Source organism: Actinomadura monticuli (genome assembly GCF_041463655.1).
GTDB lineage: Bacteria > Actinomycetota > Actinomycetes > Streptosporangiales > Streptosporangiaceae > Spirillospora > Spirillospora monticuli.
The window spans coordinates 182,883-208,564 of record NZ_JAXCEI010000009.1; the positions used below are offsets into that span (position 1 = coordinate 182,883).

A 25,682-nucleotide genomic window follows, 5' to 3' on the forward strand; every position below is an offset into this window, starting at 1 on the left:
GTCGCGCATGGCCGATTCGAGAATCAATTGACGAACAGCAGAAAGATCTCCAGAATTGATCAGCGGCATTATCTCCCCACCAAAGGACGACAATTTCCAATAAAAGCCGAAGCGGGGGCGCCCCGAAGGACGCCCCCGCCTGACGGGTGCCGGCTACTCGGCCGAGCCGAGCGAGATGGCCTCGTCGACCTCGTCCTTGCGCGCGGCCAGCTCGGCCGCGTACTTCTCCTCGTCGACCTTCTCGGCGATCTCCTCGTCCTGCTTCATCAGCGCCTCCAGGTCGGCCTTGGCGTTGTCGAGGACGCCCATGTCCTGGTAGGCGGCCTGCACCTTGTCGCCCCAGAGGCCCACGTCACGGACACAGGGGACGATCCGGCTGAACAGCAGCGACTGATAGAGGGTGTACATGTCGGAGTTGTCGACGTACTCCATGCACTTGTCCACGGGCATGTCGAGGGTCTCGAAGATCTCGCGGCCCTTGAACCGGTCGCGCATGAGGTAGCAGCCCTCGACGACGAACTCCTCGCGCTCGGCCCGCTCTTTGTCGGTGAGCTCGGCGTAGTAGTCCTTGAGCGCGAGCCGCCCGAACGCGACGTGCCGCGCCTCGTCCTGCATGACGTACGCGAGGAGCTGCTTGACCAGGGGGTTCGTCGACATGTCGCGGTACAGCCCGAACGCGGCGAGCGCGAGGCCCTCGATGAGGACCTGCATGCCGAGGTAGGGCAGGTCCCAGCGGCTGTCCTCCAGCGACTCGGCGAGCAGCTTCGCCAGGTCCTGGTTGATCGGGTAGTACATCCCGATCTTCTCGTGCACGAACTTCGTGTACAGCTCGACGTGCCGCGCCTCGTCCATGGTCTGGGTGGCGGCGTAGAACTTCGAGTCCAGGTCGGGGACGGACTGGACGATGCGCGCCGACACGTTCAGCGCGCCCTGCTCTCCGTGCAGGAACTGGCTGAACAGCCAGGAGCCCTGGTGGCGGCCGAACTCGTCCCGCTCCTTCTGCGACATCTTCTCCCAGATGTCGGACCCGAAGAGGGGGTTGAAGTTCTCCGGCAGCCCGGCGACGTTGAGCGGGTCGACCTCGAGGCTCCAGTCGATGCGCTTCTGCGCGTCCCACTGCTTGTCCTTGCCCTTCTGGTACAGGCTCAGCAGCCGGTCGCGCCCTTCGTCGTACTCCCAGGTGAAGCGGGTGTCGCCCGCCATGGGGACGTTCCACGTCTCAGTGGGGACAGGGGTGGAGTAGAAGTCGAACGAACTCACGGGGGGATCCTCCTCAGGCGTTGCGCCGCGCCGTCGCGACGCCGGTGTTCAACCGCCCACGGCTTTACATACCTTCGTAACATGTAAAGCGCGAGGAAACCAGCGTCCTGCAAGAACCCACTGACAAAAGCCGCCGCCCGCACCCCGGACGGGGGATGCGGGCGGCGGCCTGCGGCGGAGCGCCGCCGTCAGCGCGACTGGAGGGCGTCCAGGCCCACGGCCTGGGCGATGACCAGGCGGCGGTCGAGGCGCGGGTCCTTGATCTCGACGACGTAGCGGTCGCGGAAGCCGAACTTCTTCTCCACGGAGAAGACGACCTGGTCGCCGGCGTAGAAGTCGAAGTGGTACGGCCAGGCGAACGGCAGGCTGTCCACGTACGGGATGACCTGCCAGACGCGCCGCAGCACGGCCACGAACTTGTTGCGCTCGGTGCCCGTCGTCACGCCGAGGCCCGGCTGCTCCAAGTGCCAGGTCGACGCCAGCAGCGACTTCTTGAAGTCCTTGCGGAAGACGCCGATCGGCTGGCCGTGCGCGTCCGTGATGTCGTAGGCGGAGGCCAGGTCGATGCGCTTGCGCGCCTTGAAGCCGAGGATCGGACGCGTCTTGGAGTCGTCCGAGTACAGGGTGACCTGCTCCTTGAACGCGAGCCGCTTCTGCTGCGCGAAGGCGAGCAGCTCGCCCTCCCCGCCGTCCGGCGTCTCCGCGTGCACCTCGTACTGGTTCACCATCAGGCGCACCCGCTGCCGGATCAGCAGCTTGTTCTGCGCCTGCAGTCTCTCTTCGTCCAGCGAACTCACCCGTTCGGTCGCGTTGTGCGGTGGGAGTCTGCCACAGCGCGTCTCCCGCATCCCACCTTTTCCGGGAGTGGGCCCCCTGACCACCGCGACTTGGACGAAAAGCACAAGCAGCACGGTTCCGCCCAGACCACCCGCCCAAGCGAGCCGCGCCATGGAGCGGCCGGGCCTCCGGTCAGGTCTCCTGGATGTGGGCGGCCAGGTAGCCGCGGATCAGGCGCTCGGCCTCGGCGACGATCTCGGGGTCGCCGGACGGGTCGCGCCGGAACGCCATCTTGAGCACCGCGTCGCCGGCCTCGACCGAGATGGCGAGGGCGGTGGCGAGGCCGGGGGAGTCCTGGACGCCGAACGTCTCGACGATCATCGTGCGCAGCCGGTCGGCGACGACGGCGTTGTTGTCGGCGTCGGAGTCGAGCAGGTTGACGTCGGCGACGTCGCCGAACCGCAGCACCCGGAAGCCGGGCAGGGTCCGGTGCATCTCCACGAAGATGTCGATGATCGCGCCGACCGTGTCGGACCAGTCGCCGAACCCGCCCTCCGCCAGCCGGGCCGAGATCCGGTCGCCGAACTCCTCCAGGTTGCGCAGCGCGAGCGCCTGCGCGACCGCGCGCTTGTCGGGGAAGAACTGGTAGACCGAGCCGATCGCGACCTCGGCGCGCTGCGCGATGCGCGTGGTGGTGAGACCGTCGTAGCCGTCCTCGTCGAGGATCTCCGCGCAGGCGTCGAGCATCCGCTGGACGCGTTCGGCGCTGCGGCGCTGGGCGGGACGGCGGCGGAGCGGGGTCCGGATCTCGGTCACCCCGCCATTGTCCCCCGAAGACGGGGGTGCCCGGCCGCGTGGCCTGCCGTTCGGCACCCCGGGGCCACCGGAGTCTTCCGCCCGCACCACCCCGGGACTAACATCCGAAGGCTATTCGCATTTCGGTTCGGCATGCCGGGGAGGGGAACGCGTTGGGGCTTCCGGAGGGCTTCCGGTGGGGCGTCGCCACCGCCGCCTACCAGATCGAGGGCGCGGTCGACGAGGACGGGCGGGGACCGTCCACCTGGGACACCTTCTCCCACACGCCGGGACGCGTCCGGGACGGGCACACCGGCGACGTCGCCTGCGACCACTACCACCGGTGGCCGGAGGACGTCGCGCTGATGTCGGGCCTCGGCGTCGACGCCTACCGGTTCTCGATCGCGTGGCCGCGCGTACAGCCGTCCGGGAGCGGTCCGGTCAACGGCAAGGGCCTCGACTTCTACGACCGGCTCGTCGACGGGCTGCTCGCCGCGGGCATCTCCCCCGCCGCCACCCTCTACCACTGGGACCTCCCGCAACCGCTGGAAGACGCGGGCGGCTGGATGGAACGTGACACCGCCTACCGGTTCGCCGAATTCTCCTACCTGGCCGCCGAGCGGCTCGCGGACCGCGTCGACATGTGGATAACCCTGAACGAGCCCGTGGTCGTCACGGCCTACGGCTACGCGTTCGGCGTCTACGCGCCCGGCCGGGCCCTCATGCTGGACGCGCTGCCCACCGCGCACCACCAGCTCCTCGCCCACGGCCTCGCCGTCAACGCCCTGCGCAGCCGCGGCGCCCGCTCGATCGGGCTGACGAACCACTACTCGCCCGCGTGGGCCGCGTCCCCCGCCGACCAGCCGGCCGCCGACGCCTTCGACGCGTTCATGAACCGGTTGTTCACCGACCCCGTGCTGCTCGGCCGCTACCCCGGCCTGATGGGGGACGCGCCGTTCGTCCGCACCGCGGACATGTCCGTCATCGCCTCGCCCATCGACTTCCTGGGCGTGAACTACTACCACCCGACGCGGCTGGCCACGCCGTCCGAGGGGCCGCTGCCCTTCGACATCGTGGACATCACCGAGTACCCGACCACCGGGATGGGCTGGCCGATCGTCCCCGACGCCTTCCTGGCACTGCTCCAGACGCTCGACACCCGGTACGACCTGCCGCCGCTCTACATCACCGAGAACGGGTGCTCGTTCCCCGACGAGATCGGCCCCGACGGCGTCGTGGACGACTCGTCCCGCATCGAGTTCCTGAACGCCCACATCAAGGTCGTGCGCCAGGCCGTCGACGCGGGCATCGACATCCGCGGCTACTTCACGTGGTCGCTGCTGGACAACTTCGAATGGGCGGAGGGCTACCACCCCCGGTTCGGGCTCGTCCACGTCGACTACGAGACGCAGAAGCGCACGCCCAAGAAGTCCTATGCCTGGTACCGGGATCTCATAGCGTCCTCGTAGGACGGTTCTAGGCTGGTGGTATGCCCGTCGAAGGACAAGTCCTCGCAAGAGCCGTGAAGCAGGCCCAGTACCGGCAGCACCGGTCGCTGGACGGCGGGCTCGCGCGCGTCGGGACCACGCCGGCGCAGTGGGACGCGCTGCGGGCGATCGCCCGTTCCCCGGGGGCGTCCGCCCGCGCCCTGGCCGCGCAGACGTACCAGAGCGAGCAGGCGTTCGGGACGCTCGCCGCGCGGCTGGTCGCGCAGAACCTCGTCGAACGGCGCCCCGGACGCGGCCGGAGCTTCGAGCACCACCTCACGCCCGCCGGGGAGAAGGTGCTCGCGGCCGGGCACGCGGTCGCCGACGACGTCCTCGCCGAGTTCTTCGCCCCGCTGTCCGACGCCGAGCGGGCCACCCTCCTCGACCTGCTGCTGCGCATCGGCCGGACGGAGTGACCCCGGCCCGCGCCGGTGGATAGTCTTCGCGAATGCCAGAAACTCGTCCACTGCGTGCCAATGATCCCCGCGAGGTGGGCGGATTCCGGTTGACGGCGCGGATCGGCGAAGGCTCCCAGGGCACCGTCTTCCTGGGTGAGTCCGGTAGCGGGCAGCGCGTCGCCGTGAAGCTCCTGCACGCCGACTTCGGACGGGACGCGCGGGCCCGCACCGCCTTCGACCGGGAACTGGCCGCGGTCAGGCGCGTCGCGCCGTTCTGCACCGCCCGCGTCCTCGCGGCCACGGCCGACGACGAGATCCCGCACATCGTCACCGAGTACGTCGACGGGCCGTCGCTGAAGGACCTGATCGCCGAGAAGGGCGTCGCGTCGCCGGACGAGCAGGTCAGGCTGGCCATCGGCACCGCCACCGCGCTCGCCGCGATCCACGAGGCGGGCGTCGTCCACCGCGACTTCAAGCCGGCCAACGTGCTGCTCGGCCCGGACGGCCCGAAGGTCATCGACTTCGGCATCGCCCGCCCGCTCGACGCCACGTCCGCCACCATGACCGGCGCCGTCGGGACGCCCGCCTACATGGCGCCCGAGCAGGTCGCGGGGTCGTCCGGCGGCGCGCCGGTGGACATGTTCGCCTGGGCCTGCACGATGGCGTACACCGCCAACGGCGTGCCGCCGTTCGGGGCCGACTCCGTCCCGGCGATCATGCAGCGGATCCTGTACGGGGAGCCGGAGCTGGGCGCGCTGACCGAGCGGCTGCACGATCTGGTCGCGTCCTGCCTGGCCAAGGACCCGGCGGCGCGCCTCACCGCCACCCAGGTGCTGCAGCGCCTCCTGAACATCGGCCCGGACGCGAACCTCCTCGCCGAGGGCACCTCGGCCGCCGCCGCGCACCCCGCCGCCGCGCACCCCGCCGCCGCGCACCCCTCGTCCGCCCCCTGGACGCCCCCCAGCGAGAACGGTGTCCCGGCCCCCGCCGGGCCGGCGTTCGAGGAGATGTCGCCAGGGTGGCTCCCCGACGCGGGAACGGCGCCCGGCACGGGACCGGGTTCGGCCCCGCCGGCGGGCGCCGGGACGCTGCCGGGACGGGGCGCGCCGCCCGGAGCGGGAGTACCGCCGGGCGGGCCGCCGCCGCTGCCGGCGGGGTTTCCCCGTGCGGAGAGCCCGCCGCCGGGCGGCGGGAACCGGCGCTGGCTCCCGGTCATCGGCGCGGCGGCCGTCATGCTGCTGGTCGCGGGCGGGCTCTCCGCCGCGGTCCTGCTGAACCGCGGCGACCGCGCGAAGAAGGCGGACGAGCCGGCCGCGCAGGCGACGGCCGGGGGGACGGCGGCCGCGCGGACGACCGCTGCCGGCGGGCACACCTGCAGCTATCCGCCGTCGGCGAACTCCGACGCCAGGTCCGTCGGGACGCCGCCGGTCCGCGTCCCGGACGGCCAGCCGACCGAGGCGACCATCACGACCAGCGCGGGCGCGCTGAAGCTGCGGCTGGACCCGGCGGCGGCGCCCTGCACGGTGAACTCGCTGGCCTTCCTCGCCGGGAAGGGCTTCTACGACGGAACGTCCTGCCACCGCCTGACGACGAGCCCGAGCCTGAGGGTGCTCCAGTGCGGCGACCCGACCGGCACCGGGACGGGCGGCCCGTCCTACCAGTTCGCGGACGAGAACACCGCCGGCGCGACCTACTCCCGGGGCACCGTGGCCATGGCCAACGCGGGGCCGAACACCAACGGCAGCCAGTTCTTCATCGTGTACGGGGACGCGCCGGACCTCCCGCCCAGCTACTCCGTCTTCGGGCGGATCACGGCCGGGATGGACGTCATCGACAAGATCGCCCAGAAGGGCGCCGAGGGCGGCGTCGACGACGGGCAGCCCAAGGAGAAGGTCACGATCACCCGGTTCACCACCTCCCGGGCCTAGCCCCCGGGATGGGATGATCAACGCATGGACTCTCTGGCCGAGGTGCGCGCCCGGATCGACGGCATCGACGGCGAGCTGGTCCGGCTGCTGGCCGAGCGGCAGGGCCTCGTGCGCTCCGCCGCCGCCTTCAAGGCCGACGAGCGGGCCGTCCGCGCGCCGGACCGGGTGGAGCGGGTCGTCGCGCTGGCGCGGCGGCGCGCCGCGGACGCGGGCCTCGCGCCCGAGGTCGCGGAGGCGGTGTGGCGCGCGATGATCGGCGCGTTCATCGACCTGGAACTGGCCGAGCACGCGGGCCGGCAGGCGGGCGGGGACACCGAGAACGGCCGCCCGGCGGAATGCGTCCCATGACCTACCGCCGACCGCGACGGTCCGATTTAATCTGAAAGATCATCCGCGTCGGGGCGTGCCGGCCCGGGACGACCGAACAGCGAGGCTGCGGTGGAGGAACTGCGACCCGAGGATCCGCGGGCGGTCGGCCGGTACGCGCTGTCGAGCCGTCTCGGCGCCGGCGGAATGGGGCAGGTGTTCCTCGGCTCGTCGCCCGGCGGCCGGCCGGTGGCCGTGAAAGTCGTCCATCCGGGATTGGCCGCCGACGCCGAGTTCCGGCGGCGTTTCAAACGCGAAGTGGAGGCGGCGCGCCAGGTCGGCGGCTTCCATACCGCTCCCGTCGTGGACGCCGACCCGGACGCGGAGATCCCGTGGCTCGTCACGGCGTACGTCCCCGGTCCGTCGCTCGCGTCCGCCGTCGCCGAGCACGGGCCTTTCCCGCAGGAATCGGCCCTCGTGCTCGGCGCGGGACTGGCGGAGGCGCTTGAGGCCATTCACCGCGTCGGCGTGGTGCACCGCGACCTCAAGCCGTCCAACGTGCTGCTCGCCGCCGACGGCCCGCGCGTCATCGACTTCGGGATCGCCCGCGCCGTCGACGCCTCCGGCGTCACCGGGCACGTCGGAACGCCCGGTTTCATGGCGCCCGAACTGCTGGCCGAAGGCTCCGTCACGCCGGCCTGCGACGTGTTCGCGCTCGGCGCCGTCCTCGCGCACGTCATGGGGGTCCGGCCGTTCGGCGAAGGGCCGTCGGAAGCGCTGACCTACCGGGTGGTCCACAAGGAACCCGTGCTGGACGGCCTGCCCGAACCGCTGCACGGAATCGTCGCCTCCTGCCTCGCGAAGGACCCGGCGGCCCGGCCCGACCCGGCGCAATTACTGGAGGCGCTGACGACCGCCGGGCGGAGCGGCCCCTGGCTTCCGCAGCCCGTCCAGGAAATGCTGACCCGTTTCCCCTCCACCCTGCCCTTCACCGCGAAAGCCGCGACCGACCAGGGCGGCCGATTCAGCCCCGGGCCGAATCAGAGCTCCGGGCAGAACGAAATGCGGGGCGGGATTCCGGTCGGAGTTCAGGGCGGGGTTCAGGGCGGGGGGCAGCCCCGTCCCGGAATCGGCCAGGGCCATATCGTGCGGTTCACTGCCGCCCTCACACCCGTCGTCCTCGCGCTCGTCGGGCACACCCTCCGCCTTCTCCTCGGACTCTGCCTCTGCCTCTTCGCGTTGCTGGCCGCGATCGGCAACCCGGAAGCGCTCGACGAAGGCGGGCCGATGATCGTCCTCGGGCTCATCGCCGTCCTCGGGGTATGGCTCGTCCGCGTCCCGGCGGTCTGGATCATCCCGCTCGTCAGCGGGCTGACGAGACCGGTCGAACTCCAGGTGGGCCCGCACGGCCTCGAACTGAGCCACAGCGGCCGCCGCGTCCGCTACGGGTGGAACGAGATCGCCCGGGTCGCCGTCCAGCGGGTGGAGAACGCCGGATGGTCGGTCTGCGTGTACCCCCTGGTCGGCCTCCCGCTGCCGCCGGCCCGCGGGCCGCGCACGCCGCTCTGCTACCTGGACCGGAAGACCGGCTGGATCGTGGTCGTGCCCGTGCACCGCGTCAAGGGCTCCCGCAAGGAGGTCGAGATGACCCTCGCCCGGTACGCCGGCCCCCGCTGGGGCGGGAACGCCTGATCCCGATCCGGCAGGCGCGCTCCGCGAGCGCTACGGGCGGTCCAGGCTCCCGGCGCCGAGGACGCCCAGCGGGTCGGCCAGCAGCGCGGCGAACCCCAGTTCGGCGGCGCCCGCCAGCGTCGCGTCATAGCCGAGCGCGGCGGTGCGGAGCGCGACGCGCTCCCGCGACACCGGCAGGCCGCCGGTCGTCACGCGCGCACGGACCCGGGACGCCGAGCCCCGGTAGATCTCGCTCAGCATGCCGCCGAACACGACGACGCCCGGATTGAACAGGTTGATCAGGTTGACGACGCCGATGCCGAGCCAGCCGCCGACCGCGTCCAGGGCCGCACGGGCGGCCGCGTCGCCCTCCTCCGCCGCCCGCACGACCGCCCGCACGCCGTCCCGGCCGAGCGGACCGCCGGCGCGTCCGGCCGCCTCCAGCAGGGCCGGTTCGCCGACCTCCGCCTCCAGGCAGCCGCGCGATCCGCAGTTGCAGGGACGCCCGTCGTACGGGTTGACGATCATGTGGCCGAGTTCGGCGGCGTAGCCCTCGTCGCCGTCCAGCAGCCGGCCGCCGACGATGATGCCGCCGCCCACCCCGACGTCCCCGTGCAGGTAGACGAGGTTGCGGCTGCCCACGCCCGCGCCGCGCGCGTGCTCGGCCAGCGCGCCGAGATGAGCCTCGTTGCCGACGGCCACGGGCAGCCCGAGGCCCAGCCGGCGGCCGAGTTCCGGACCGACGTCGAGGTCCGTCCAGCCCATGGTCGGCGCCAGGCGCACCTTCCCGTCGACGGCCCTGATCATGCCGCAGTAGGACAGGCCGACGCCCGTGCACTCCGCCTCCGGGGGCGCGGCGGCCAGGAGTGCGCGGCCGAACCCGGCGAGGACGCCGACGACCTCCTCCAGGTCGTCATGGCCCCGCCGCCGCGGCGCCTCCCCGCGCTCCAGCACCGCGCCGCCGAGCCCGACCCTGGCGGCGACGATCCGGTCGACCGCGACGTCGAAGGCCAGCACGTACGCGCGGCCGCTCTCGGCGCGGACGACCAGCGAGGGCCGTCCCGCCCGTCCCGTCGCCGCCGACGGCTCCTCCCGCACCAGGCCCGCGGCGGCGAGCTTCGCGATCAGCGTGAGGATCGTGCTCCGGTTGACGCCCATCCGCTCGGCCAGCTCGGTGCGCGACACCGCCCCGTCCCGGTGCACCTCCCGCAGGACGGCCCCGAGGTTGCGGCGCCGCGTCGACTGCGAGACCTGCCGCGCGGGCCCGGTGGCACGCGGCAGGAGAGAGGACGACATGCCCCAAAGCTACCTAAGGACCCCACGGACCGGGCCTGAGTCCGGTCACCGCCGAAGGCTCCGGACGGAAGAGAACCGCGCTCCCACGGCGTTGCAGGAACCGACACCCCTCACCGCGACCAGGAAGGACACCGATCCATGGCCCCGAGGCGACCGTCCTTCCTCCCGTCGCTCGACGACCTCGAACGGCAGGCCGAGGCGCGCTCGGCGCAGCGCGGGCGCCCCGGCTCCCACTTCGATCATCCGACGGCGAAGAACCTCTTCATCGGGGTGCTGGTCATCACCGTCCTCGCCCACGTCATCGGCGGGATCATCTTCTTTATGCTCGGTTTCTGAGGAACCCCGTCACCGTCCCGGCGAACCGGCCGGGGCCGTCGAGCCACGGGTAGTGCCCGGCCCTCGGCTGCACGACCAGTTCGGCCTTCGCGAACAGCCCGGCGATGTCCGCGGCCACGCGGGGAAGCGGGCCGCCGTCCAGCTCGCCCGCGAGAATCAGGACGGGCGTATCGGCAACGGCAGCGCGCACGGCCGCCGGCTCCGCGAAGGCACCGCTGGACGTGTACAGCTCGGCGGCCTCCTCATTCGTCTGCTCCACCTCGGAGGCCGCATGTTTCCGGGCGGCGTCGTCCCACCGTCCGTAGAAGAACGGCGCGGCGGCCTCCCAGTCCGCGTCGCTCGCCGTGCCCGCCAAAAGGGCTTCGAAGGCGTCGAGCCCTGCTCTGAACCACGGCTCACCCTGCCTGAGCAGAGCGGCCTCCAAGCGTTGCTCCCCGGTGAAATCGATCCCCAGCGCGCGAGCACGCGCCGTAATGAGAACAAGACTCCGCACCCGCTGGGGAAACCTGGCCGCATAAAGAAGGGCGAGGTCCCCGCCCGCCGAATGGGCGAGGACGTCGACGCGCTCCGCCCCAAGGTGCTCCCGCAGCGCCTCAATGTCGGCTACCTGCCGGTCACAGCGGTAGGTAGCCGGGTCGTCCGGCACGGCGGAGCGGCCCGTCCCCCGCAGGTCCGGCAGGACGAGCCGGCGCGTCTCCAGCAGCCCGCCGAGGTCACCGAGGTAGGACGAGGCGCGCATCGGCCCGCCCGGAATGCAGATCAGCGGCTCCCCCTCGCCAACGATGCGGTAGGCGAGTTGGGTCCCGTCCATGGCGGCGAAGGAAGGCATGAAGGGAATCCTCGTGGCGGCGGCACGCTCCCGGCAACGGAAAAACGGGATGCCCAGGCAACGCCGGGCAAGGCAGTCTGAGGGAATGCCGACCGAACATTTCCCCCTGCTCGGGCTGCGGCTGCGGACCCCGCGCCTCGAACTGCGGTTGCCGTCCCCCGAAGAGCTCGGCGCGCTGGCGAACACTGCGGCGCAGGGCGTCCACGCTCCCGGCACGATACCGTTCACGGTTCCGTGGACGGACCGCCCGCCCGCCGACGTCGCCCGGGGAGTCGTCCAGCACCACTGGCACACCCTCGGCCAGTGGACGCCGGACGACTGGCAGCTGCACCTCACCGTGTTCCACGCCGGTGACGTGGTCGGCCAGCAGGACGTCCGCGCCCGCGACTTCGCCGTCCTCCGCCAGGTGAACACGGGTTCATGGCTCGGAATGCGGCACCACGGGAAGGGCATCGGCACCGAGATGAGAGCCGCCGTCCTGCACCTGGCCTTCACCGGCCTCGGCGCCGACGAGGCCCTGTCCAGCGCGTTCGCGGACAGCCACGCGTCCCGCGCGGTGTCGCGCAAGCTCGGCTACCAGGACAACGGCACCGAGCGCGCGGTCGTCCAAGGCGCCATGACCATAGAACAGCGGCTGCGACTCACCCGCGCCGACTGGGAAAAGCGCGCCACCATCCCCGTCACCATCGAAGGTCTCGCCCCGTGCCTCCCCATGTTCGGGCTCCCGGGCTGACGTGCACACACGCCCGTCGACCAGGATGGGAAGCGGCTCACCCGAGCCCCGGGCGAACCGCCGGACATGAGGATCATCGATGATGCACTTCGAGGACGCCGCCGCATGGGACGCCTGGCTGGCCGAGCACCACGACACCGACGACGGCGCCTGGCTGAAGATCGCCAAGAAGGACGCGCCCGTCGCGTCGCTCACCATCGGGGAGGCGGGCGAGGTCGCGCTGTGCCACGGGTGGATCGACAGCCAGCGCAAGGCGCTTGACGAGCACTTCTATCTGCAGCGCTACTCGCGGCGGCGGAAGGGCAGCCCGTGGTCGCGGGTCAACGTCGAGCGGGCGGAGGCCCTGATCGCCGCCGGCCGGATGCGTCCGGCCGGCATGGCGGAGATCGAGGCGGCCCGAGCGGACGGCCGCTGGGAAGCCGCCTACGAACGGCAGCGCGACGCAGCCGTCCCACCCGACCTGGCCGCCGCACTCGCCGCCGACCCGCAGGCCGCCGCCCGCTTCGAGGAACTCGGGAAAACCGACCGCTACCTGCTCATCCTCCCGCTCCTCAAGGCCCGCACCCCCGCCACCCGCGCGTCCCGCCTAGAAAAAGCGATCGCCACCCTCTTAACCCTCTGACCCACCCGCCCCCTGCGCACCCACAAACGCCTACACGTCGTCTACAGGCGGGACCGCGATAACGAAGGTGCCCCGTCCACGGGTCGCGCGCGTAAGCCCCTCGCGCCGCAGGACGCGAACGGCCGCCTCCGCCGTCGTCTGCGACACCCGGAACTCATCTGCGATGTCCCGGACGCTTGGAATGCGGCGCCCGACCGGGTAAGTCCCTGCCGCGATGCGTTCACGCAGAACGCCTGCTACCTGCTCAAAGAGCGGTTCCGGCCCGTCGAGGTCGATCTCTCCCACCCAAGACACGCTATGACGGCCCAGAACATGGCAGGACAGAGGATTGTTGGGGACAGCTAAAGACACTAAGGGACACTTAGGGTTACAGTTAGTAGCCCAGAGAGCACAGCGGCCCGCCCGGCGTTCGCAGCGCCGGACGGGCCTACGGAGACCGACTTCGAGGAGTCGATGCCCGATGGACAACGAGACTACGGCGCACGCGTCGCGACGGTGGAAGCGTTGGAATTCGACGCGGACGGGAAGCACTGGACCGCCCGCTTGGCCCTGCGCCTGTCCGCCCGAGAGGCGGCGGCGGGGCTGGAGCCGGCCGTGTACGGACCGGACGCGGACGCATGCGTTAGGGAGACCGTCCGGCAGGACCGGCTCTGGGCCGAGTTCCCGCTACGGACGCACGACCGCGACGCAGCGCGCAGGCGGCTGCATTACCTCGCGGGCGGCGCGCTATGACGCTGGTCGCCGCCCTGCTGGGCATGCCAGGCGCGGCCCTGCTGACCTGGATCGCCACCACATACGTCACGTCCCGCCGGTACGGGTATGCCGGCAAGCACCGCGCCACCTGGTGACACCGCTGCTAGTGCGGTGTCCACCAAGGTTCACCGGGTGCGTTGATCTGCGGCGTGTTGTTGGTATGAGCGCGTCGAAAGCAACAACACGCCGCAAGTCAACGACGTGGTGACCCGGTCGACGTTCGTGGACACCGCACTGGCGCGGGCTGTTATGGCTATCCGTGGGCGACCTCGATGACACCGTGGATTCTCCGTGGTCATGGCCGGGGGCGGGCGGTTTCCGGCGCGGGGGCTGGGGTTGGGGCGGGGTGGTCGGTGGTGGTTCTGCCGGGGAGGGTTAGGGAGAGCAGGGCGGCGAGGCCCGCGAAGCCGGTGGCCCACCAGAAGGACTGGTGGAAGGCGTCGGCGGGGTGGCCGGTGCTCATGACGTGCGCCAGGATCACCGCCAGCACCGCCGTTCCGAAGGAGCCGCCGATCTGCTGGGCCACGCGGATCAGGACGCTCGCGTGGGCTATCTGCTCGCCGTCCAGGCCGAGGTAGGCGACGGCCATGACGGGGACGGTGACGGCGCCGAGGCCGATGCCGCGCAGGAGCAGCCATACCGCGAGCGTCCAGGTGTTCGTGTGGGTGTCGGCGAAGGCGAAGGGGACGGTGGCGGCGCCGACGACCAGGAAGCCGATGACCGTGATGAGGCGGGCGCCCAGACGGTCGGTGAGGCTGCCCGCCAGGGAGCGGCTGAGCAGGGCCCCGATGCCCTGCGGGACGAGCGCGAGACCGGCGTCGAGGGCCGTGGTGCCGCGGATCTGCTGGTAGAACAGCGGCAGCAGCAGGACGGCGCCGTAGAGGGTGAAGCCGGAGAAGAACAGGACGGTCGAGGCCGACGCGGTGGGGCGGTGGGCGAACAGGCGGACGTCGACGAGGGGGCCCGGACGGCGTAGCGCGTAGGCGGCGAAGCCCGCGACGAGGGCGATGCCGATCAGCAGCGTGGCCAGGGCGCCGGGTTCGGTGAAGCCCTTGGTGGCCGCTTCGGAGAGCCCGAAGATGGTCGCGGCCATGCCGGGAGCCAGCAGTGCGAGCCCGGGGACGTCCAGGCGTGGGCGGGCCTCGGGGTCGTCGCGGTCGAGGAACCGCGCGGCCAGCCACAGGCCCACGACGCAGAACGGGACGTTCACCCAGAACATCCACCGCCAGCTGAAGTGCGTGAGGATCAGGCCGCCCAGCAGCGGGCCGAGGATCGGGCCGAGCAGGGCGGGCAGGGCGATCACGGCGGTGGTGCGTCCGAGCAGCCGGCCCCCGGCGGCGCGGACGACCAAAGTGGTCATGACCGGCAGCATCAGCCCGCCGCCGACGCCCTGGACGACGCGTCCGGCGATCAGCGCGGGGGCGTTCCAGGCGACGCTGGACGCCAGTGACCCGGCGAGGAACACGGCGAGCGAGAACATCCAGACGCGCTTGCCACCGAAGCGCGCCATGGCCCAGGTGCTCAGTGGGACGGTGATGCCGAGCGCGAGCAGGTAGGCGGTCGTGACCCACTGGATGGTGGCGACCGTGGTGTGCAGGTCGGCGGCCAGCGAGTGCAGCGCGACGCCGACGATCGTGGTGTCGAAGACGACCGCGAGGATCCCGGCGATCAGCACGCCGGCGGTCCTGAGCACCTTCGGGTCGAGACGGGTCTCGGTGGTCATGCCGCGTCCTTCGATAAGAGTCATGAGTGTCTCTTAACGCTACGATAGGCTTCGGAGCTAAGAAACACAAGTGACTCTTAGCGGAGGGCGTCGTGAGCGAGCAGCCGGGCCGTCGCCGGCGCGGCAAGACGCTGGAGGACGCGCTGCTCCGCGCCGCCTGGGACGAACTAGTCGAAACCGGTTATGCCGCGCTGACGATGGAGGGCGTGGCCGTCCGCGCGGGCACCAGCAGGGCCGTCCTCTACCGCCGCTGGCCGGGAAAGTCGGAACTGGTCGTCGCGGCCATCCGGCACCGGCGGGAGACCGCCCCGGTCATCGCCCCGGACACCGGAAGCCTGCGCGGCGACCTCATCGCGCTGCTGCGCTCATCGACCCGGCTGCGGATCGACCTCGCCGCCATGATCGGCGCCCAGCTCGGCGGCCTGTTCGCCGAGACCGGGACGACCCCCGCCGAGCTGCGCGACAGCCTCCTCGGCGAGCGCGGCTCGCTCTGGTCGGCGGAGGTCTACCGGCGCGCGGCCGACCGCGGTGAACTCGTCCCCGGGAGCATCCCAGAGTCCGTGCTGGCGATGCCGTTCGACCTGCTGCGACACGACATGATCATGACGTTCGAGTCCGTCCCTGACGAGCGCGTCATCGGCATCGTGGACGAGTTGTTCCTCCCGCTGCTGGCCCGCTACCAGGACGGCTGAGCGGTTAGGCGGTGAGGCGGTACGAGGTGCCGCTGCTGGACTGCACCCACGCGTCCGGCAGCGCCGCGGCCAGCGCGTGCTGGGCGCGCCACCCCGTGCAGTGCCCAGGGACGACGAGGTCCGGCGCGAGCTCGGTCAGCGCGGCCACGGTGGGCGGGATGACCGGCTCGAAGGCCGGGCCGCCCAGGTGCAGCCCGCCGACGAGCGCGTGCAGCCGGTCGACGCCGGTGAGCCGCCGCGCGTGCCGGACGATGTTGACCGCGCCCGCGTGCCCGCACCCCGTCAGCACGACCAGCCCCCGGCCGCGGACGTGCACGACGAGCGCCTGGTCGTCGGCCACCAGCGGGTCGTGTTCCCAGCCCGAGCCCGTCCAGGCCTGATGCGGCGGCGGCATGCCGTGCTCGAACTCGGTGGTCCGGTCGACCTCGCCCGTGATCAGCACGCTACCGTCCAGCAGCAGCGACGGCTCGCGGCGCTCGACGACCTCGAAGCCCTCGCCTTCCAGCGCCCGCCTGCTCAGCGTCGGCAACTCGTACGGCTCCTTGCCGGGGACCGCGAGCCGGCGGCGCGTCCACACCAGCGGGTGCAGCACCATCGGCAGCGACCGGACGCCGCGCTTGCCCGCCAGCCCGGCCAGCCCGCCCACGTGGTCGAAATGGCCGTGGCTGAGGACGACGGCCTGGACGTCCCCGAGGCCGAGCCCGAGCCGGCCGGCGTTGGTGACCATCGCGTCCGGGGACAGGCCGGTGTCGAACAGCAGCGTGGTGGAGCGGCCGTCCCGGCGCACCGTGACCAGTGCGGAGAAGCCGTGTTCGGCGACCATCCCGGCGAAGGTCCGGCCCTCCTCGAACTGCGGCGCCGTCACCGCGCCCGTGCCCGATCCGGCCCGGCGGGTGCGGGCGTCGCCGGTCAGCAGCGCGTCGTAGACGTTGTCGACGAGGGTGACGATCTCGACCTCGTCCACCGGCTCCAGCGCGATCGGATCGACCGCCGCACCCGGCGCCGGACGCGGCAGGGACGCCCGCGCCTCCTCCGGCGCACTCCCCGTCTCGCACATACCGGCACCCTAACCCGGCCCGCGCCGGCCGCGGATCACGGCCGGCGCAGCCCCGCGATGAGGATCTCGACCAGCCTGCGCGCGTCGTAGCGGGGATCGCTGTCGGCGCCGATGCAGAGGTTTCCGACGCCGCGCATGAGCTGGATGGCCTCCAGGTCGGACCTGATCTCGCCGGCGGCGGCCGCGGCGTCGAGCAACTGGGTGCACACCGGTACCAGGCGGTCGAGGAAGTAGGCGTGCAGCGCCTCGAAGCCGGCGTTGTCGGACCGGAGGACGGCGGCGAGCCCGTGCTTGGTGACCAGGAAGTCCACGAAGCGGTCGATCCACTGCCCGAGCGCGGCGTACGGGGTGGCGCTGCTCGCCAGCAGGGCCGGACCGGCCTCGGCGCAGGCTTCGACCTGGTGCCGGTAGACGGCGATGATCAGGTCCGCGCGGGTCGGGAAGTGGCGGTAGATCGTGGCCGTCCCGACGCCGGCCTCGGCCGCGATGTCGCGCACCGGCGCGTCCACGCCCGACGCGACGAAGACGGCGGCGGCGGCGTCGAGCAGGGTCTTCTCGTTGCGCCGGGCGTCCGCCCGCTTGGGCCGGGCCGGACCCCCCTCGCCAGGGTCGCCGTCCTTCACCGCACCATCCCCTCTCACCGCGGCGGTTGCTAAACGGGACAACGTTCCGTATCGTCGAAACGGGACGCGGTTCCGTTTGCTCATGATGCCAGAGCGGGGGCCGGCGACCAAGTCACGCGTCCCATCGCCGCGCTCGGACGCTCGGACGCGCATGCCCGCTTGAACACGCAGTACCCGCTCGAACGCACTGCCCGCTCGAACGCACCGCCCGCTTGAACGCAAATGGAGGTACACGGCCATGCAGTACCGCACCTTGGGCCGCACCGGTGTGCAGGTCAGCTCGCTCGCGCTCGGCGCGATGAACTTCGGCGCGATCGGGCGCACCACCCAGGACGAGGCCACCGCCGTCGTCGACGCCGCCCTGGAAGGCGGGATCAACGTCATCGACACCGCCGACATGTACGGCACCGGCGAGTCGGAGGAGATGGTCGGCAAGGCCATCGCCGGCCGCCGCGACGACATCGTCCTCGCCACGAAGGCGAACATGCCGATGAGCGACGAGCGCAACCACCGGGGCAGCTCGCGCCGCTGGCTGGTCACCGCGCTGGACGGCAGCCTGCGGCGGCTCGGTGTCGACCACGTCGACCTCTACCAGATCCACCGGTGGGACCCGAGCACCGCCGACGAGGAGACCCTCTCGGCGCTGACCGACCTGCAGCGGGCCGGGAAGATCCGCTACTTCGGCTCCTCGACCTTCCCCGCCTACCGCATCGTCCAGGCCCAGTGTGCCGCCCGTGAGCACCACCTGAGCCGATACGTGACCGAGCAGCCCAGCTACTCGATCCTGCAGCGCGGCATCGAGACCCACGTGCTGCCCGTGACCGAGCAGTACGGCATGGGGGTGCTGGCGTGGAGCCCGCTGGCCTCGGGCTGGCTGTCCGGCGCGGTCCGCGAGGGCCGGGAGATCACCACCCACCGGTCGACGTTCGCGCCGGAACGCTTCGACACCGCCATCCCGGCCAACCGGGCCCGGCTCGACGCCGTCGAGCGGCTGGCCGGGGTCGCCGACGAGGCCGGCCTGACGATGATCCAGCTCGCGCTCGGGTTCGTGACCGCGCATCCCGCCGTGACCAGCGCGCTCATCGGCCCCCGCACCCTGGACCACTGCACTCCCAGCTCGCCGCCGCGGACACCGTGCTCACCGCCGACACGCTCGACGCGGTCGACGCGATCGTTCCGCCCGGCACCGACCTCGCCGCGCACGAGAAGTACGACACCCCGCCCGCCCTGCTCGACCCGGCGCTGCGGCGCCGCCGCTGACCGTCCGCCGGACGGCCGCAGAAAGGAGCGATGACCCCATGACCCGTACACCCGGGCCCAGTTTCGGCATCATGACCGCCCCCATGCAGGTCGGCTACCACGACATCCTGCGGGTCTGGCGCGAGGCGGACGCCATCCCGGAGATCGGGCACGCGTGGCTGTTCGATCACCTCATGCCCATCGCCGGGGACCCGGACGGCCCCGTCCACGAGGGCTGGACGCTGCTCTCGGCCCTCGCCGCGCAGACCCGGCGGCTCCGGCTCGGCCTGCTCGTCACCAGCAACCGCTTCCGGCCGCCCGCCCTGCTGGCCAAGATCGCCGCGACCGCCGACATCGTCTCCGGCGGACGCCTGGACTTCGGCATCGGCGCGGGCTCGCGCCCCGGCCATCCGCTGGCCCGGCGCGAGTACGAGGCTCTGCCGGTCGACTACGACCAGCCCGGCCTCACCCGGGACTCGATCGGCGCGGCGCTCGACGCCGGCTTCCGCCACATCATCCTCAGCCTGGGGTCGCCCTACCCGGCAGGCGCCGCCCAGTGGGTCGCGGACGAGCTCGTCGCGAAGGCGTCCTGACCCCGCCTGGCCCGGTGGGGGTCAGACGGTGAGGGTGGCCGCTATCGCGTAGTGGTCGGAGAGGGGCGCGAGGTCGCCGCCGGGAAGGCGGACCTCGTCCTTGAAGACCACGCGGGTCTCCGCCTTCAGGCCCGGTCTGTGGAGGAACTGGTCTATCGCCCCGATGTCGGCGTAGTCGGGGCGGTAGGTCGGTTCCGTGTTGCCGGCCATGGCGTCCTGGAGGCCGGCGGCGGACGCGAACGCCTTGAAGTAGGACGAGTCGCGGGGGACGTTGAAGTCGCCCATGGCCACCAGGGGCTCGGCCGGATCGATCCTGGTGACGGCGTCCGCGAGCCGGTCAAGCTCGGCCCGCTCCACCTTCGTGTAGGCGTTGGACGGGGACCAGTCCATGTCCATGTTCGCGGAGAGATGGGTGTTGACCAGCGTCAGATATCCGCCGGGCAGTTTCACGCGGGTGAACAGGGCGCCCTTGTTCAGCAGCCATTCGGGCCGAGCCGGCCGGGCGGGCCTGAATGGCTCGTAGTGGGTGCGCGTAATGGGCAGGCGGGAAAGGGTGACCAGGCCGCCGCGGACGAGCGGAAACGTCCACGCCCGCGCCACATGGGGATAGGAGGTCGTTACTCGGCGGAGGCGCGCCAGGATGAAAGGTGAAATCACCTCCTGCAGGCAGACCACGTCGTAGTCCGATTCCTCCAGGAGCCGCGCCAGCACGTCGATGCGGGCCCGGGTGCGGCCGCGGAACAGCGCGTTGAAGGTGAGGACGCGGATCCTCATGAGTCGAGGTCCTCGGTGGACGGGCGCCTCGTGGCGCGGTCTCCCCGGCGCTCCCCTTCGGTCGTCCCCGGCTCGATGCTCCGCGTGTCGTCCCATGTGACCATGCCCGCCACTGTACGTCGCCCGGCCCCAGTCGCACGGCATTCTATTCGGATAAATGCACATCTTGTGTTATTTGGGCGCCAACTCGGAGGCGCGATGGACCATCTCGCACGCGTTGAACCGCAGTGCGGCGTGGGCCATGATGGATACGGCCGACCGTTTTCCGCCTGAACCAGCGACCCCGGAAGCGCCGTTGATGCACAACTCTCCCCACCCAGGCGAACAATGCTGCTCGATGCCCCACTGCGGTCGCCTGTCGTGTTTCCATGTACGGCTGGAGGCGGCCGCCCTCGTGGAGCGCGCGCGGCATTCCTGCGGTGCGCATCTCGCCGAAATCGTCCAGCAATTGGCGTTACGGGCCCGCGAGCAGCGAAAGCGCCCGGCGCGCGTCATCGTTTACGCGACCCCGGACGGGCGGCCCGCGCATGGGGAGGGGCCTTTCGACCGGCTCGCCCTCGGCGTCTTCCCGGTGTGATCCCGCACGGCGGCCACCGGCCGCCCGCTGTTCTCCCGGTGTCCGGCCATTGCCCGACAGGCGGCTAGACCAGCCGTTCGACATCGGCCCTGATGCGGTCGCCCGCACGGCGTCCGAGACGGGCGAGCGCCCTGTTGGCGGTGGGCGACACACGGGACAGCGCGCGGCCGAAGCGTGCTTCGGCGGCGACGAGCGCCACCGGAGTGTCCTGCCGGACGGCGCGCAGGATCGTCCGCGCCACCTTCTCCGGCGGGAACCCGCGGCGCTCGACCGCGCGGCCCATCCGGTCGCGCAGTTCGGCGTCCACGCTGGGCGGCAGGCCCACGAAGCGGGTGTTCCCCGTGATGGGGGTGTCGATCGCGCCGGGACAGACGGCGGTGACACCGATGCCGTAGCGGTCCAGGTCGAGGCGGAGGCACTCCGACATCTGCAGGACGGCGGCCTTGGTCGCGCTGTAGGCGGGCAGCTCCGGGCTGGGCAGGAACGCCGCCATCGACGCGATGTTGACGATGTGGCCCCATTCGCCGCGGTCCACCATCTGGCGTCCGAACAGGCGCGAGCCCCGGTACATGCCGTCCAGGTTGATCGAGCGGATGCGCGCCCATTCCTCCTCGGACGTGTCGAGCAGGGAGCCCGCGATGGCGACACCGGCGTTGTTCACCACGATGTCGGGGACGCCGAAGGTGTCGCGGACGTACTGGGCGAACGTCTCCATCGCCTCGGCGTCGGCGACATCGACCCCATAGATGTGGGCTTCCCCTCCGGCCGCGTCTATCTCGTCCATGGTCCGCTTGGCGGCGCCCTCGTCGATATCGGCGACGACCACTCGCGCCCCAGCGGCGGCGAACGCGTGAGCGGTCGCGCGTCCTATGCCGCTGCCCGCACCAGTGATGACGACGAGATCGCCGCCGAAGTCCTTGCCGGGCTCTCCCGCCGCGCGCGCGTGGGCGATGCCCGGTGTCTCTGGGCCGCCCTCAATGTGGTCGACGAATTCGGTGACCCAGCGGGCCACGAGGTCGGGATGGCTACGTGCCACCCAATGCCCCGCTGGGGCACGGCGCACATACAGGCGTGGCACCGGCCCACGCGCGGACAGCAGGAGCGACTGCGAGCCGTACCGGTCCTTGACCGGGATGATGAGCTGGACGGGAACGTCCGTCCGCCCGTCGCCGGACGTGCCCGCGCCGCGTCCCATGTTGGCGCGGTACAGGCCGAGCCCGTTACGGGCGTCCACAGCCAGCGTGTCCGCCGGGTGGCCGGGCCTGGGCTCGGCGCCCTCGCGCAGCCGCATGACCCGTCCGAACCCGGCGGCGAGCACGCGCGCCGCGGCCTCGCCGACCCGGGGCGCCATGAAGACCGGCATGTAGACGCTGCGCCGCGCCTGGCCGACGACCGCCGCGACGCCCCGCGGCCCGGACCGGACCGCCGTCCGCACCCACCGCGCCAGGTGCCGCCGGTCCGGCCCCGAGATCGAGGTGAACGACGCGATGCGGCCGCGCAGCCGGTCGCCGATGACCGCCTCCCAGCCCTGGACCGACCCCCAGTCGTGCCCCACCAGGTGGACGGGCTCGTCGGCGCCCACCCCGTCCAGGACGGCCTCCAGGTCGCCCACCAGCGCGTCCAGCCGGTAGTCGAGCGGGTCGGACGGGCCGCTGGACGCACCGGCGCCGCGCACGTCGTAGACGACGACGCGGAACCGCCCGGCGAGGCGCTCGGCCACGTCGTCCCACATCGCGCCCGTGTCGGGGTAGCCGTGCACGAGGACGACCGTCGGCCGTCCGTCCTCGCCGCGCACCCGCACGGCCAGCTCGATCTCGCCCGACCTCACCCGCTGGTCCCGCATAAGCCCGCCCCGTCCGGTAGATAGGAGCCCGTTTCCCGTGAAACTACGCTCCTGCGCCGGACTGTCCAGGGGCCTACCGGACGGGGCTCGCCGAAAGCCCCGTGCAGCCGCGCAGACCGTTCCAGCGCTTCAGCTCCGCCTTCGCGGCGGCGCCCTTCATCGGGACGGGGAGGCCGCCGGTGATGAGCGCCGGGTTCCACTTGTCCTTGACGACCTTGCCGTTCTGCACCTTCAGGAACAGCACACCGGACTTCGCCGTCTGCCCGTTCGCGGAGTAGAACACGAAGTTGCCCATGCCGTAGTGGACGTACGCGTCGTTCATGTAGCCGCCGCCCAGCGGGATGTGCGCGTGCCCGCCCACGATGATGTCCGCGCCCGCCTCGACGAGCTGCTGGGCGAGCTCCTTCTGCCGCGGCAGCGGGCAAGGCTGAAGCTCAGCGCCCCAATGCAGGTGGACGATGACCACGTCCGACCCCTTGCGGGCCTCCTTCACGGCCTGGACCATCCTCGGGACGTCCTTGGCCGAAGCGAGCCCGCCCTTGGCGTCGGTGGCCGTCCACGCCTGGATCAGGTTGTCGTCCAGCACCTGCGTGGCGCCCACGATCGCGAGCTTGTTGCCCTTCACCGTGACCCGGTACGGCTTGAAGGCGGCGTCGGCGTTCTTGCCGATGCCGACGACCGGGAACCCCGTCTTCCTTGCCGCGGCCAGGGAATCGCGCAGGCCGCCCTCCATGTAGTCCATGCCGTGGTTGTTCGCCATGGACGCGACGTCCACCCCGGCCGCCTTCAACGCCTTCAACGCGGTCGCCGGCGCACGGAAGGTGAACTGCTTGCCCGGGGCCGGCGTGCCCCCGGTCGTGACGGCCGTCTCCAGGTTGACCATGGCGAGATCCGCGGCGCGCAACTGCTTCGCGACCGGGCCGAGCGCCGTCGACGGATTGCCGAGCCGCGCCCGCAACTGCCCCTCGAAGTGCGTGTCCCCGCCGAACGCCAGGACGATCGGCTCCTTGACCGGCGGTGCCGGCTTCGTCCCGCCCGTTCCCCCCGCACCCGCGGTGGCGGACGGCGACGACGCCCCCCTCGCCTCGGAGCCCCCGGAACCGCCGCACGCCGCCGCGGTCAGCGCGACCCCCACCAGCGCCGCGACCGCGGCCGCCGTCCCCCGCCTGCTCATAGCCCGCCTCCGTCCGGCCCCGATGGACCCCCTCGGACGGCCAAGCATGCCACGTCCCCCCAACACCACCACCCCCTGGACGTCCCCGACGGGCCGGACGCCCCACCCGCCCGGCCGCTCCTGATCACCGAGGAGGATTACGAGGCCCTTCCGGAAGACGTGTCCAAGGCCATTGAAGTCGTGGACGGCAGCGTCGTCGTCGGCGAATCGCCGAGCCCCGAACACCAGCGCATAATGATGAACCTCTGCCACGCGTTGAAGGCGGCCCGGCCGACCAACGGTCCCTGCATCGACGTACTACCGGACACCGACATGCACTACGTCGAGCCGAACACCCACACCAGGGGTAAGACGCGATGGTTCACGATGCGCCGCCCCGACATCAGCGTCCTGCACTGCATCGAGCGCGGTTCGAAGCTGACCAGCGCGGACGTTCTCACTGCCGTGGAGATCGCAGGCTCGGACGGCAAACAGCGTGACTTCCAGGACAAAAAGGCAGAGTACGCAGGCCAGCGCATCCCGGTATATCTCATCGTCGTTCTCGACGCCAACGACACCATTCATTCCGTAGAGGAGTACCGCCTCGACTGGTCGGGCCTCAGCTACCAACTCGCCACCGTTCACCGCGATGTGCTGGCCACCGAGCTCCCTGAAGGCATGAAGGTGAACGTGGCGTTCTCAGAGTTGGAGTCTGTCTGAGGTCAGGGACGGCCGGCGGAGTCTTCTCGGCCATTGGGCTCGCTCGAGGAGAGTTCGATGGGAACGTCCGGTCGGGCGCCTACCCCCGGCTCGGAAGGATCAACGAAGCGAGTGACGTTGTCTGGGGCGGACTTGGGGGCGTCCTTGGCGCCGCTGAAGGCTTGGGTCACGGCTTGGAGGGCGTTCGTCACTTCGCTCGGAATGACGAAGAAGGTGTTGCCCTGGCCCTCGGCCAGTTTCGGGAGGGTCTGGAGGTACTGGTAGGCGAGGAGCTTCGGGTCCGGGTCGGCCTCGTGGATGGTGGTGAAGACCTGCTCGATCGCGGCGGCCTGGCCCTCGGCCTCCAGGATGGCGGCCTGGCGGGCGCCCTCGGCCTTCAGGATCGTCGACTGGCGCTCGCCCTCGGCGGTGAGGATGGCGGAGGCGCGGGCGCCCTCGGCGGTCAGGATCGCGGCGCGCTTCTCCCGCTCGGCGCGCATCTGCTTCTCCATCGCGTCCTTGATGGACGGCGGCGGCTCGATCGCCTTGATCTCCACCCGGGTCACGCGGATGCCCCATTTGCCGGACGCGTCGTCCAGGACGCCGCGCAGCGCCGTGTTGATCCGGTCGCGGGACGTCAGGGTGGCCTCGAGGTCGAGGGTGCCGATGACGTTGCGAAGCGTCGTCGCGGTGAGCTGCTCGATCGCCTTGATGTAGTCGACGATCTCGTAGTCGGCGGCGCGCGGGTCGGTGACCTGGAAGAACAGCACGGTGTCGATGTGGACGACGACGTTGTCCTCGGTGATGACGGGCTGCGCCTTGAACGAGACCACCTGCTCGCGCAGGTCGAGGAGGGGCTTCACCCGGTCGACGAACGGGACGATGAAGCTGATGCCGGGTTCGAGGGTGCGGTGGTAGCGGCCGAGGCGCTCGACGTTGCGGGCGCGGGCCTGCGGGATGATCCAGACGGCCCGCATCACTGCGGTGGCCAGGAGGAACACTCCCGCGATCACGACGATGAGAACGGCGATGGCGATGTCGGTCATGGTGGCTCCTCGGCCGAGACCGGATAGAGCAGGGCCGTGGCCCCTTCGATGGCGAGGACGTCGGCGACGGCGCCGGCCGGGATGACGAGGTCGGGGTCGTAGGGACGGGCCGTCCACTCCTCGCCGCCGATGCGGGCGCGACCGCCGCGCCGGGTGACCTCGGTGAGCGTGTACGCCTCGCGTCCGACCAGGGCGGCGGTGCCGGAGCGCAGCGACGGCGGCTGCCTGATGTGGCGGGTAGCGAGCGGGCGGACGAACGCGATGCCGGCGATCGCCCCGACGGCGAAGACGGCGCCCTGGGCGGCGAGCGGCAGGCCGACGGCGCCGGTCAGCCCGGCGGCGAGTGCCGCGACGGCGAGGATGCCGAGAGCCAGCGTGAGCGTGAACAGCTCGGCGATTCCGAGCAGCGCGGCGACCAGCAACCAGGCGACCCACGGCTCCATTGCAGCTCCCTAGCGCTGCCGAAAGTCCT

At 71.5% G+C, this 25,682-nt stretch carries 28 protein-coding genes; 14 read left to right on the plus strand and 14 right to left on the minus strand.

Annotated elements, in window-relative coordinates; genetic code table 11:
- Nucleotides 1-153 precede the first annotated feature (153 nt).
- From SM611_RS21640 to SM611_RS21650, 3 genes are all read right to left on the minus strand, one after another.
- A complete protein-coding gene (locus SM611_RS21640; protein ID WP_371951686.1) occupies nt 154-1,260 on the minus strand; it encodes a ferritin-like domain-containing protein in 1,107 nt (368 codons plus the stop codon).
- A 188-nt stretch (nt 1,261-1,448) separates the two neighbouring features.
- Complete coding sequence (locus SM611_RS21645) at nt 1,449-2,057, minus strand: LURP-one-related family protein (RefSeq protein WP_371951687.1); 609 nt, start codon at nt 2,055-2,057, stop codon at nt 1,449-1,451.
- A 172-nt stretch (nt 2,058-2,229) separates the two neighbouring features.
- Nucleotides 2,230-2,853, minus strand: a complete 624-nt coding sequence (locus SM611_RS21650; RefSeq protein WP_371951688.1) for a TetR/AcrR family transcriptional regulator — start codon at nt 2,851-2,853, stop codon at nt 2,230-2,232.
- A gap of 152 nt (nt 2,854-3,005) precedes the next feature.
- Between SM611_RS21650 and SM611_RS21655 the strand changes: the two genes are divergently transcribed.
- The 5 genes from SM611_RS21655 to SM611_RS21675 all read left to right on the plus strand — a co-directional run bounded on the left by SM611_RS21655 (nt 3,006) and on the right by SM611_RS21675 (nt 8,643).
- Nucleotides 3,006-4,301, plus strand: coding sequence for a GH1 family beta-glucosidase (locus SM611_RS21655; RefSeq protein WP_371951689.1), 1,296 nt, complete (start codon nt 3,006-3,008; stop codon nt 4,299-4,301).
- A 20-nt stretch (nt 4,302-4,321) separates the two neighbouring features.
- Entirely contained in the window at nt 4,322-4,735 is a 414-nt protein-coding gene (locus SM611_RS21660) for a MarR family winged helix-turn-helix transcriptional regulator (protein ID WP_371951690.1), read from the plus strand.
- Nucleotides 4,736-4,824: 89 nt separating this feature from the next.
- A complete protein-coding gene (locus SM611_RS21665) occupies nt 4,825-6,645 on the plus strand; it encodes a protein kinase domain-containing protein (protein WP_371951691.1) in 1,821 nt (606 codons plus the stop codon).
- A 24-nt stretch (nt 6,646-6,669) separates the two neighbouring features.
- Nucleotides 6,670-6,993 carry a chorismate mutase gene (locus SM611_RS21670; protein ID WP_371951692.1) on the plus strand — a complete coding sequence of 108 codons (324 nt, stop codon included), beginning with the start codon at nt 6,670-6,672 and terminating at the stop codon, nt 6,991-6,993.
- 90 nt (nt 6,994-7,083) lie between these two features.
- On the plus strand, nt 7,084-8,643 hold the full coding sequence (locus SM611_RS21675) for a serine/threonine-protein kinase (RefSeq protein WP_371951693.1): 1,560 nt from the start codon (nt 7,084-7,086) through the stop codon (nt 8,641-8,643).
- Between the two features lie 30 nt (nt 8,644-8,673).
- Here the strand turns inward: SM611_RS21675 and SM611_RS21680 are convergent, their stop codons facing one another.
- Nucleotides 8,674-9,918, minus strand: coding sequence for an ROK family transcriptional regulator (locus SM611_RS21680; RefSeq protein WP_371951694.1), 1,245 nt, complete (start codon nt 9,916-9,918; stop codon nt 8,674-8,676).
- A 138-nt stretch (nt 9,919-10,056) separates the two neighbouring features.
- Between SM611_RS21680 and SM611_RS21685 the strand changes: the two genes are divergently transcribed.
- On the plus strand, nt 10,057-10,254 hold the full coding sequence (locus SM611_RS21685; RefSeq protein WP_371951695.1) for a hypothetical protein: 198 nt from the start codon (nt 10,057-10,059) through the stop codon (nt 10,252-10,254).
- On the opposite strand, the gene SM611_RS21690 is transcribed toward SM611_RS21685, so the two are convergent.
- Nucleotides 10,238-11,083 carry an alpha/beta fold hydrolase gene (locus tag SM611_RS21690; RefSeq protein ID WP_371951696.1) on the minus strand — a complete coding sequence of 282 codons (846 nt, stop codon included), beginning with the start codon at nt 11,081-11,083 and terminating at the stop codon, nt 10,238-10,240. The genes SM611_RS21685 and SM611_RS21690 overlap by 17 nt on opposite strands.
- A gap of 85 nt (nt 11,084-11,168) precedes the next feature.
- On the opposite strand from SM611_RS21690, the gene SM611_RS21695 reads away from it, so the two are divergent.
- Complete coding sequence (locus SM611_RS21695) at nt 11,169-11,816, plus strand: GNAT family N-acetyltransferase (protein ID WP_371951697.1); 648 nt, start codon at nt 11,169-11,171, stop codon at nt 11,814-11,816.
- Nucleotides 11,817-11,895: 79 nt separating this feature from the next.
- Nucleotides 11,896-12,438 carry a YdeI/OmpD-associated family protein gene (locus tag SM611_RS21700; protein ID WP_371951698.1) on the plus strand — a complete coding sequence of 181 codons (543 nt, stop codon included), beginning with the start codon at nt 11,896-11,898 and terminating at the stop codon, nt 12,436-12,438.
- A 30-nt stretch (nt 12,439-12,468) separates the two neighbouring features.
- Here SM611_RS21700 and SM611_RS21705 read toward each other — a convergent pair whose 3' ends face one another.
- Nucleotides 12,469-12,723: a GntR family transcriptional regulator gene (locus tag SM611_RS21705; protein WP_371951699.1), complete on the minus strand. Its 255-nt coding sequence runs from the start codon at nt 12,721-12,723 to the stop codon at nt 12,469-12,471.
- Nucleotides 12,724-12,942: 219 nt separating this feature from the next.
- Between SM611_RS21705 and SM611_RS21710 the strand changes: the two genes are divergently transcribed.
- Nucleotides 12,943-13,170 carry a hypothetical protein gene (locus SM611_RS21710; RefSeq protein ID WP_371951700.1) on the plus strand — a complete coding sequence of 76 codons (228 nt, stop codon included), beginning with the start codon at nt 12,943-12,945 and terminating at the stop codon, nt 13,168-13,170.
- A 316-nt stretch (nt 13,171-13,486) separates the two neighbouring features.
- Here SM611_RS21710 and SM611_RS21715 read toward each other — a convergent pair whose 3' ends face one another.
- Complete coding sequence (locus tag SM611_RS21715) at nt 13,487-14,914, minus strand: DHA2 family efflux MFS transporter permease subunit (RefSeq protein ID WP_371951701.1); 1,428 nt, start codon at nt 14,912-14,914, stop codon at nt 13,487-13,489.
- Nucleotides 14,915-15,006: 92 nt separating this feature from the next.
- On the opposite strand from SM611_RS21715, the gene SM611_RS21720 reads away from it, so the two are divergent.
- Nucleotides 15,007-15,606, plus strand: a complete 600-nt coding sequence (locus tag SM611_RS21720; RefSeq protein WP_371951702.1) for a TetR/AcrR family transcriptional regulator — start codon at nt 15,007-15,009, stop codon at nt 15,604-15,606.
- Nucleotides 15,607-15,610: 4 nt separating this feature from the next.
- On the opposite strand, the gene SM611_RS21725 is transcribed toward SM611_RS21720, so the two are convergent.
- Nucleotides 15,611-16,663, minus strand: coding sequence for an MBL fold metallo-hydrolase (locus tag SM611_RS21725; RefSeq protein ID WP_371951703.1), 1,053 nt, complete (start codon nt 16,661-16,663; stop codon nt 15,611-15,613).
- Between the two features lie 35 nt (nt 16,664-16,698).
- A complete protein-coding gene (locus tag SM611_RS21730; protein ID WP_371951704.1) occupies nt 16,699-17,286 on the minus strand; it encodes a TetR/AcrR family transcriptional regulator in 588 nt (195 codons plus the stop codon).
- A 238-nt stretch (nt 17,287-17,524) separates the two neighbouring features.
- Here SM611_RS21730 and SM611_RS21735 point away from each other — a divergent pair, with 238 nt between their 5' ends.
- Nucleotides 17,525-18,580, plus strand: a complete 1,056-nt coding sequence (locus SM611_RS21735) for an aldo/keto reductase (RefSeq protein ID WP_371951705.1) — start codon at nt 17,525-17,527, stop codon at nt 18,578-18,580.
- 4 nt (nt 18,581-18,584) lie between these two features.
- Nucleotides 18,585-19,118, plus strand: coding sequence for an LLM class flavin-dependent oxidoreductase (locus SM611_RS21740; protein ID WP_371951706.1), 534 nt, complete (start codon nt 18,585-18,587; stop codon nt 19,116-19,118).
- Between the two features lie 21 nt (nt 19,119-19,139).
- On the opposite strand, the gene SM611_RS21745 is transcribed toward SM611_RS21740, so the two are convergent.
- On the minus strand, nt 19,140-19,892 hold the full coding sequence (locus SM611_RS21745; RefSeq protein WP_371951707.1) for an endonuclease/exonuclease/phosphatase family protein: 753 nt from the start codon (nt 19,890-19,892) through the stop codon (nt 19,140-19,142).
- Between the two features lie 175 nt (nt 19,893-20,067).
- Between SM611_RS21745 and SM611_RS21750 the strand changes: the two genes are divergently transcribed.
- Entirely contained in the window at nt 20,068-20,469 is a 402-nt protein-coding gene (locus SM611_RS21750) for a hypothetical protein (protein WP_371951708.1), read from the plus strand.
- Between the two features lie 64 nt (nt 20,470-20,533).
- Here SM611_RS21750 and SM611_RS21755 read toward each other — a convergent pair whose 3' ends face one another.
- Complete coding sequence (locus tag SM611_RS21755; protein ID WP_371951709.1) at nt 20,534-22,312, minus strand: SDR family oxidoreductase; 1,779 nt, start codon at nt 22,310-22,312, stop codon at nt 20,534-20,536.
- A gap of 73 nt (nt 22,313-22,385) precedes the next feature.
- Entirely contained in the window at nt 22,386-23,486 is a 1,101-nt protein-coding gene (locus SM611_RS21760) for a CapA family protein (RefSeq protein ID WP_371951710.1), read from the minus strand.
- A gap of 123 nt (nt 23,487-23,609) precedes the next feature.
- Here SM611_RS21760 and SM611_RS21765 point away from each other — a divergent pair, with 123 nt between their 5' ends.
- Nucleotides 23,610-24,185 (plus strand): Uma2 family endonuclease, encoded by a 576-nt coding sequence (locus tag SM611_RS21765; protein WP_371951840.1) that lies wholly within the window; start codon nt 23,610-23,612, stop codon nt 24,183-24,185.
- Between the two features lie 2 nt (nt 24,186-24,187).
- Here the strand turns inward: SM611_RS21765 and SM611_RS21770 are convergent, their stop codons facing one another.
- Nucleotides 24,188-25,210 (minus strand): SPFH domain-containing protein, encoded by a 1,023-nt coding sequence (locus SM611_RS21770; protein WP_371951711.1) that lies wholly within the window; start codon nt 25,208-25,210, stop codon nt 24,188-24,190.
- Nucleotides 25,207-25,653 (minus strand): NfeD family protein, encoded by a 447-nt coding sequence (locus SM611_RS21775; protein WP_371951712.1) that lies wholly within the window; start codon nt 25,651-25,653, stop codon nt 25,207-25,209. Before SM611_RS21775 ends, SM611_RS21770 begins: the two co-directional genes overlap by 4 nt.
- Nucleotides 25,654-25,682 lie beyond the last annotated feature (29 nt).

Bases quoted from the DNA above. Each gene is read 5' to 3' on its own strand.
- SM611_RS21735 (WP_371951705.1), top strand. From the start codon at position 17,525: ATGCAGTACCGCACCTTGGGCCGCACCGGTGTGCAGGTCAGCTCGCTC.
- SM611_RS21755 (WP_371951709.1), bottom strand. From the start codon at position 22,312: ATGCGGGACCAGCGGGTGAGGTCGGGCGAGATCGAGCTGGCCGTGCGG.
- SM611_RS21745 (WP_371951707.1), bottom strand. From the start codon at position 19,892: ATGAGGATCCGCGTCCTCACCTTCAACGCGCTGTTCCGCGGCCGCACC.
- SM611_RS21770 (WP_371951711.1), bottom strand. From the start codon at position 25,210: ATGACCGACATCGCCATCGCCGTTCTCATCGTCGTGATCGCGGGAGTG.
- SM611_RS21695 (WP_371951697.1), top strand. From the start codon at position 11,169: ATGCCGACCGAACATTTCCCCCTGCTCGGGCTGCGGCTGCGGACCCCG.
- SM611_RS21690 (WP_371951696.1), bottom strand. From the start codon at position 11,083: ATGCCTTCCTTCGCCGCCATGGACGGGACCCAACTCGCCTACCGCATC.
- SM611_RS21670 (WP_371951692.1), top strand. From the start codon at position 6,670: ATGGACTCTCTGGCCGAGGTGCGCGCCCGGATCGACGGCATCGACGGC.
- SM611_RS21715 (WP_371951701.1), bottom strand. From the start codon at position 14,914: ATGACCACCGAGACCCGTCTCGACCCGAAGGTGCTCAGGACCGCCGGC.
- SM611_RS21700 (WP_371951698.1), top strand. From the start codon at position 11,896: ATGATGCACTTCGAGGACGCCGCCGCATGGGACGCCTGGCTGGCCGAG.
- SM611_RS21680 (WP_371951694.1), bottom strand. From the start codon at position 9,918: ATGTCGTCCTCTCTCCTGCCGCGTGCCACCGGGCCCGCGCGGCAGGTC.
- SM611_RS21725 (WP_371951703.1), bottom strand. From the start codon at position 16,663: ATGTGCGAGACGGGGAGTGCGCCGGAGGAGGCGCGGGCGTCCCTGCCG.
- SM611_RS21660 (WP_371951690.1), top strand. From the start codon at position 4,322: ATGCCCGTCGAAGGACAAGTCCTCGCAAGAGCCGTGAAGCAGGCCCAG.
- SM611_RS21760 (WP_371951710.1), bottom strand. From the start codon at position 23,486: ATGAGCAGGCGGGGGACGGCGGCCGCGGTCGCGGCGCTGGTGGGGGTC.
- SM611_RS21740 (WP_371951706.1), top strand. From the start codon at position 18,585: ATGACCCGTACACCCGGGCCCAGTTTCGGCATCATGACCGCCCCCATG.
- SM611_RS21775 (WP_371951712.1), bottom strand. From the start codon at position 25,653: ATGGAGCCGTGGGTCGCCTGGTTGCTGGTCGCCGCGCTGCTCGGAATC.
- SM611_RS21685 (WP_371951695.1), top strand. From the start codon at position 10,057: ATGGCCCCGAGGCGACCGTCCTTCCTCCCGTCGCTCGACGACCTCGAA.